This window comes from Pseudomonas sp. IT-P44 (assembly GCF_949768225.1).
GTDB lineage: Bacteria > Pseudomonadota > Gammaproteobacteria > Pseudomonadales > Pseudomonadaceae > Aquipseudomonas > Aquipseudomonas migulae.
In genome coordinates, this window is sequence record NZ_CATKQM010000031.1 from 43,084 (window position 1) to 49,555 (window position 6,472).

At 59.0% G+C, this 6,472-nt stretch carries 8 protein-coding genes; all 8 read right to left on the minus strand.

The window, feature by feature from the left end; all coding sequences use genetic code 11:
* Positions 1-15: 15 nt before the first annotated feature.
* Positions 16-1,173, minus strand: a complete 1,158-nt coding sequence (locus tag ACM6IO_RS17410; RefSeq protein WP_414911917.1) for a glutathionylspermidine synthase family protein — start codon at positions 1,171-1,173, stop codon at positions 16-18.
* 12 nt (positions 1,174-1,185) lie between these two features.
* Positions 1,186-1,899: a DUF1190 domain-containing protein gene (locus ACM6IO_RS17415; RefSeq protein WP_192228087.1), complete on the minus strand. Its 714-nt coding sequence runs from the start codon at positions 1,897-1,899 to the stop codon at positions 1,186-1,188.
* Positions 1,900-1,917: 18 nt separating this feature from the next.
* Positions 1,918-2,346, minus strand: a complete 429-nt coding sequence (locus ACM6IO_RS17420) for a DUF350 domain-containing protein (protein WP_008030949.1) — start codon at positions 2,344-2,346, stop codon at positions 1,918-1,920.
* Between the two features lie 15 nt (positions 2,347-2,361).
* On the minus strand, positions 2,362-3,036 hold the full coding sequence (locus ACM6IO_RS17425; protein WP_192228086.1) for a DUF2491 family protein: 675 nt from the start codon (positions 3,034-3,036) through the stop codon (positions 2,362-2,364).
* Positions 3,023-4,057: an ion channel gene (locus ACM6IO_RS17430; RefSeq protein WP_192420654.1), complete on the minus strand. Its 1,035-nt coding sequence runs from the start codon at positions 4,055-4,057 to the stop codon at positions 3,023-3,025. Before ACM6IO_RS17430 ends, ACM6IO_RS17425 begins: the two co-directional genes overlap by 14 nt.
* Before the next feature lie 71 nt (positions 4,058-4,128).
* A complete protein-coding gene (locus ACM6IO_RS17435; RefSeq protein WP_008041319.1) occupies positions 4,129-4,692 on the minus strand; it encodes a rhomboid family intramembrane serine protease in 564 nt (187 codons plus the stop codon).
* A gap of 156 nt (positions 4,693-4,848) precedes the next feature.
* On the minus strand, positions 4,849-5,547 hold the full coding sequence (locus tag ACM6IO_RS17440) for a PspA/IM30 family protein (RefSeq protein WP_008041320.1): 699 nt from the start codon (positions 5,545-5,547) through the stop codon (positions 4,849-4,851).
* Positions 5,548-5,572: 25 nt separating this feature from the next.
* Positions 5,573-6,154 (minus strand): YjfI family protein, encoded by a 582-nt coding sequence (locus ACM6IO_RS17445; protein ID WP_085988408.1) that lies wholly within the window; start codon positions 6,152-6,154, stop codon positions 5,573-5,575.
* Positions 6,155-6,472: the final 318 nt, after the last annotated feature.

Below are 6,472 nucleotides of genomic sequence, written 5' to 3' on the forward strand. Positions count from 1 at the left end.
ACTGACGGTAAATGTTCAGTCGAGTATCAGGTGCGGCAAGAATCGGCTGGAATCCTTGGTAATCAGGCTGTTGTCCTCGCGCACCCCGATGCCCGCCGCTTGATCGCCGATCACCCAGGAACCGATCAGCGTGTAGCTATCGCCAAACTTCGGCAGCGGCGCGAACTCCTGAAGGATAAACGGCGCGTCCGTGTAGGGCCCATCCTCTTTCACGATCAGACCATCCGCTGTTTGCAGCTCGATGTTGGCGCCTTCCCGCGAGAAGAATGGCTTGCGCACCCAACCCTTGGGCACCGCTTTGTTCGGGGCGGTATCCAGGTGGGCGGCGAGCAGGTTCGGATGGCCTTTGTTGAATTCCCACAGCAGCGGCAGGATGCCTTTGTTGGAAATGATGGATTTCCAGGCTGGTTCGAAAAACTGCGTATCGCTCTGGGCAATCGCTGCACCAAAGGGCTCGTGGAAGATGAACTCCCAGGCGTGCAGTTTGAACAGGTGAGGAATCCAGCGATCTTCAAGATCGACGAAACGTCCGTCACTGGTGAGGCCAATGTCTTCGATGTCGATGTGGCGGGATTCGATGCCGACTTTTTCCGCAACCAGCCGCAGGTAATCGGTGGTGCCCTTGTCCTCGACCGAGTCTTTCATCGAAGCGAAATAGAAGGGCTGCGTGATCTGCAGTTGAGCAAAGGCCTGATGCAGCTTGGTGTCGATGCTGTTGAACTGGTCGGCGTTCTTGGGCAACAAACCGCGCTCAATGCACTGCTCCAGCCAGCCCCACTGGAACGCCGCCGCTTCGTAGAGGCTGGTCGGCGTGTCGTAGTTGAGCTCCAGCAGCTTGGCCGGGCCGTTGCCGTTGTAGGAAAAGTCCATGCGCCCGTACAGATGCGGATGACCTTCGAGCCATGACGTACGAACCAGGTCGTAGAACGGTGCCGGAATGCTCAGGCGTTCCAGCAACTCCTCGCTCTGCACCACGCGAGCCACCAGGTCCATGCACATCTCATGGATCTCGGTGGTCGGGTCTTCGAGATCGTTCTCGATCTGTTTGAGCGTGAACTGGTAGTACGCGCTCTCGTCCCAATAGGGTTCGTCGTCGATGGTGTGGAACAGAAAGCCGAGGCTTTCAGCGGTCTGTTTCCAGTCATGACGCTCTGCGCAGAGGATTTTCTTCATGGCCCTGTTTCCTTAACTGCTCGACCCGCCGCCACCCCAGCCGCTGCGCGCACTGGCTTTGCTGCCGAAGCCACCACGGGAAGTGGACGAGGCAACGGACACCGGTTTGCTGGCGGAACGAATTGAGTCGGCGTAGTTGCTGCTGCCGTATCGCGCCTGATTGGATTTGGTAAAGGTCGAACCTTTCGAAATCCGCTGGCCGAGTGTCGAAGACGAATAGCTGCCACGGTCATCGCGGTAGCGGTACACCGGCTCGGAATAGTAGCTGTTGCGGTTGTTGCTCAGCATGTTGCCGATCAGCAGACCAGTCAGCAGGCTGGTGCCGGAGAACCCCGAACCGCCACTGTTCGCTTCCGAGGCAGGCAGTTGCGCTTTGGCGGCGTCCACCTGGGATTGCGTCACCTCGCCATTGGCGGTCAGCTCGAAGCCGCCGAGTTTGGGGATGAACTTGCCGGCGGAGTCCTGCTGGCACCAGTCGGCGACGAAGTCGGCTTCGCAATCGGCCTGGTTGTCGTACACCGGTGCAATGCGTCGATGTTCGGCCATGGCGGTCATGAAGGCGTCCGAGCAGACGTCCACCGGAAGTTTTTCATCGGCGCATTGCTGCACGGACTGGAAGTTGTACTTTTTCTGCATCGAGTAGGTTTTTTCCGTCGGCCCGCAGCCCGAAATCGCCATCGCGACCGAGGCTGCCAGCGACAGCTGAACGTACTTGCTTCGTTTCATCGGGAGCTCCGTGCGCGATCAGTTCGAGGAAGGGGTCATGCAGGCGGCGTTCAACATGCCGACGCTGATGGCCACGGCTGCCACGTAGATACCGGCGGCGATTTCACCTTTCTTGATGCGCTCGGAGGTGCCCTTGAGCACCAGGCTGGTCATCAGGAACGCCAACAATTGCACGAACGCGGCGATGACTGCCCAGACCACGAAGTCGAGGAGGCTGACCGAGTAGGCGATCACGTTGCTGGCCGGAATCGCGAAACCGATGACCGCACCGCCCAGGGCGATTGCAGCCGCGACGTTGCCCGAACGGATCAGCTCGAATTCCTTGTGCGGGGTGATGCGGGTGTAGATGAACTGGAACAGCGCGAACAGCACGGCGGCGCCGAGGATGTACGCAACAAACCCGAGCACGGCGGCTTTGTTCAGGGAGACGGAGAGCGCTTCTAGCATGGGGTTTCTTCCTTTTTAAAAAGTGTTCAGGTCGGTGGTGTACAGCGAAATGCCCAGCGAAGTGCTCAAGCTGATCGTGCCTTCGGCGTCTTCTTCGACAGAAAACAGCAGGAATTCACGGCGGTCGGTCAGGCCGGTTTCGCGGGCGTATAACATCGAACGGTGCTCGACGCTGTAGGACTCATCCGGGTTTTTCAGCTGTTCGCTCAACGCCACCAGTTCAGTCTGGCCATTCTCGGTGCCCCATTCGCGGGTGTATTCGACGCCGTTGTGGGTGTAGGTCGGCAGCCCGATCAGGCTGTTCGGGCCGGCCAGACGGCGCAGCTCCGCTTCGCTGCTGATGGTGATGTAGCTGAGGTAGTTGAACAGGATCACCGACTCGACCTGGCCGGCGATGTCGCCGGTGGTGTGCACTTGCAGCCAGTAGTCTTCGTCGTTCATGTAGTAGCGCGACAGCCAGGTCGACTGCCCGAGGTCAATGGTGCCGTTGCTCCAGATCTGCTGCGAGCCGGGGATGGCCACGGCGGTTTTTTCGTCGAGCAACAATTGCAGCGTGCTGTCGAACATCACGCCTTTGCCCAGCGCCAGACCCAGCGGGCCGGCGGCCGGTTGGGTTTCGCTGGCGGTCCATTTCGATTCTGAATTCGCGTTCGGGGCCTCAAGCCCCAACAACTGTTTAAACCATCCCATTGGAGATTTCCTTGAGGCGAGTGGAGGCGATGTAGAAGAGCTCGCCGCCCTCGACGCGTGTGGCGCCAGGCGGGTTGATCGATGGTTGTCGGGCGCCCTTGGCGCGGTAGCCGATGAGGGTGGCGTTGTGACGTTCTTTCATCTGCGTGTACAGATCGCCGAAGGTCGCGTTAAACGTCTCGGGCAGTTTCATCAGGTATTGGGTCGCGCCCTGGCCCACGCACAGCAATTCGTTGATGACCACGGACGAGCCGGGGTCCTGGGACGCGCGCACAAGCATCTCGATGGCCATGCTTGATGTGCATTCCAGGCTGGGGGCGTAGGCGCTGGCGAGCGAGGCGATTTCACTGTCATTGAAGTGGGCGACCACATGCCCGACAGGCTTCAGTTGATTGACCGCCAGCACGGTGGCCAGGGTCAGGTCGTCTGAATGGGTTCGCACCAGAACGCGTTCGGCACCGGGAACGCCAGCGCGCAGTAGCAGCGCCACCGAGGACAGGCTTTCGCCCTTGATGAAGGACGCCTGGCCGGGCATGGGGTTTTCTTCAAGGGTGCAATCGCAAATGACGATCAGGTTGTCGTTGGAGGTTTCATCCTGAAGCAACAACTCAACGACCCGTTCGCTGGACGCACCTTCCCAGCCGATGAGCACCGTATGCCCGACATTGCCGGTGTAGTCACCTTTGCCCTTCATGCTTTTTCTCCATACATCGATAACGCTGCTGGTGGTTTTGCCGATGGCTGCCGTCAGCAGCGCAATGCCGCCGAGCATGACCCAGGTGGCCACGAAAATGCGCCCCGCCGATGTCTGTGGCGCGAGATCGCCATAGCCTACGGTAAGCGTGGTAGTGAGATAGAAGTAGGTAAACGTGGCGGGGGCGGTGAGGTGCTGTTCGCCCAGCAACACCAGGCCCAGATACGCCGTGGTCAGGTGCACGGCCAAGGCGATGACCAGTCCCGCCCAACCGAATCGGTGGAAGAGGGACGAGGCATACATGCGCAATAAAAGGAAAATCGACATTTCGTCCCTGACTCCGTGGGTACTCATTCCTGGCGACGTTATCGCCTCGGCGTCTGAATGCTCAAGTGCGGTTAACCGGCGGCATTAAACCTGCTGCGCGGCGCAGAGAAAAGTACCTTGGCTGCAATAAATCCGGCGAGCGCCCCAAAGAGATGTCCTTCGAAGGACACACCCTGACGCGGAAGGAAGCCAAAGACCAGGCCGCCATAGAGCAGCGCCACGACGCTGGCCGTGATCAGGTTGCCCCAACTGCGGTGAAACCAGGCGCGGGACAGGAGGTAGGCCCACAGCCCGAATACCCAGCCGCTGGCGCCAATGTGCACGCCGGAAAATCCGAACAGCCAGACCAGCGCGCCGCCCAGCAGAATGATGATCGCGCTGACGGCCAGGAACCGGTTGAGCCCGTCGACAATGACCAGGGTGCCCAGAATCAGGAAGGGAATCAGGTTGGCGCTGAGGTGCGCAAAGGACGCGTGTAAAAAAGGCGAGGTGATGATGCCGACCAGTCCGTGGGCCGTTCTCGGCACCAGGCCGAATGCCACAAGGCTGTAGCCGGTCGCGACGTTGAGCAGTTGCAGCGCCACCATGAAAATGGCGAGGCTGGCGATTGTCTTGAAACCCTTCAGGGCATCCATCCTTGACCTCGATTCAACGAAAAACTGAAACGCATATCCAATGTGGGAGCGAGCCTGCTCGCGAAGAGGGAGTGTCAGTCAATATTAATGTCGCCTGACAAACCGTAATCGCTAGCAGGCTAGCTCCCACAGGTTATGCATCTGCGACTGGGTGGGTTACTCAGCCGATTTCTGCTTCAGGCGCTCCAGGATCGCGTTGGCGCTGCCCGCGTCCGGCGTGATGCCGGCTTCGCGCAGTTTGCGCTCCAGGTCAGTGCCAGTCGATGCATCGGCCAGTTGGTCCTGGGCTTCCAGTTCAGCGGCGCGTTGCTGCTGCTTGGCTTGCAAGCGGTTCAGCGTGCCGACTGCGGTTTCCAGTTTGCCGTTGGCGCCGCCGCTGGCGATGGACGCACTGACCTGGGCTTTCTGTACGCTTTCACGGGCCTTGGCCATGTCCACTTGCTGGCGCAGGCTCTTGATGCGGCTTTCAGCCTTGGTGATGTCTTTGCGCATGTTGTCCGCATAACCGCCGAATTCGGTGGCCTGCTTCTGCTCGACATCCAGCTCGTTGGTCAGGGTCGAAATGGCTTCGGCCACTTCCAGTGCCAGGTCTTCGCGGTTGGCCTGAATGGCGGCCAGCGCCTTGGATTCCAGGTCCTTGATCTTGGCGTTGTACTCGCTGACGCGATCAGCGGACAGTTTGTGCTTGGCCATGATGGTGACCAGCTCACGCTTGGCGTTGGCCAGCGCGCTGTCGGCATCGCGGATTTCCTGGTCGAGGATGCGCAGGGCCTGTTGGTCGACGATCGATTCGCCGACTTCATTGGCACCGCCACGCAGTGCGGTGAACAATTTGCTCCAGATGGACTGAGTCATTGGATTTTCCCTGATTCCCGAATAATTAATTGAAAAAACGTTCGAAGGCTTCGCTGGCGCGCTGCACGTTGTCGACGAGGGTTTTGACCTCGGTCACGACGTTGGTCAGGCTCGAGTCGGAGCTGAGCGCGCCAAACATGTTGTAAACGACCTGCCCGTTGGGCATGGACTCGATGCCGATCGACGACAGCGGGAACATTTCCCGGCTGCGCAGCACGGCATCATTGAAGGCCGGCACGTCCTTGATCGACTCGACGTCGACCAGCACGGTATCGACGATGATCTGGTCGCCCACAACCGCGATGTAAATCGGCAAGCCACCGAAGTCGTTCATTTCCAGCTTGATGCTGGATTCGGAGCCTTGGACGAGGGAGAGGGTGATGTCGTTCGAGACCACTTCGTCCAGGGCTTGAAGGGCGCTGTAGAGGCGATCGATGTTCCAGTTGTTACCTGCGCTCATGTAATTCTCCGACATGAATGAGCCAGCCAGGATCGGTTGGCGTAGCTGTTTCTCCATCTGCTTGAGCAGGCTTCGGTTTTCGGGAAGCACCCAAGTCTCGTGTTTTACATAACCGGCGGCACCCAGGCCCGCGCGCATCTGCTTCATGTAGAAGCTCGACGGTTTTTTCGCGGACGGTTTCGAGCGCTCTCCCTTGCGGCTTGCTGAATCGTTCACAGACCCGGAAGGCGGATCTGATGGAGAGCTGCTGTTCATGGTGCTGACCTCGTTGTGAAAAACTCACGCGTGAGAAACACTACAGGCAATTTTCGCTGGGCTCAATAGCTCACGCGTGAGATTTTTTTATGGGTGGTGGAGGGTATATCCATTATTTGGGTGATGGCGGATATTGGTTTCGCCCTTACGGCGAGTCACTTGGAAGAGCCCCAAGTAACCAAGGGCTCTTGCCCCTTTCGTTCGGTGCCT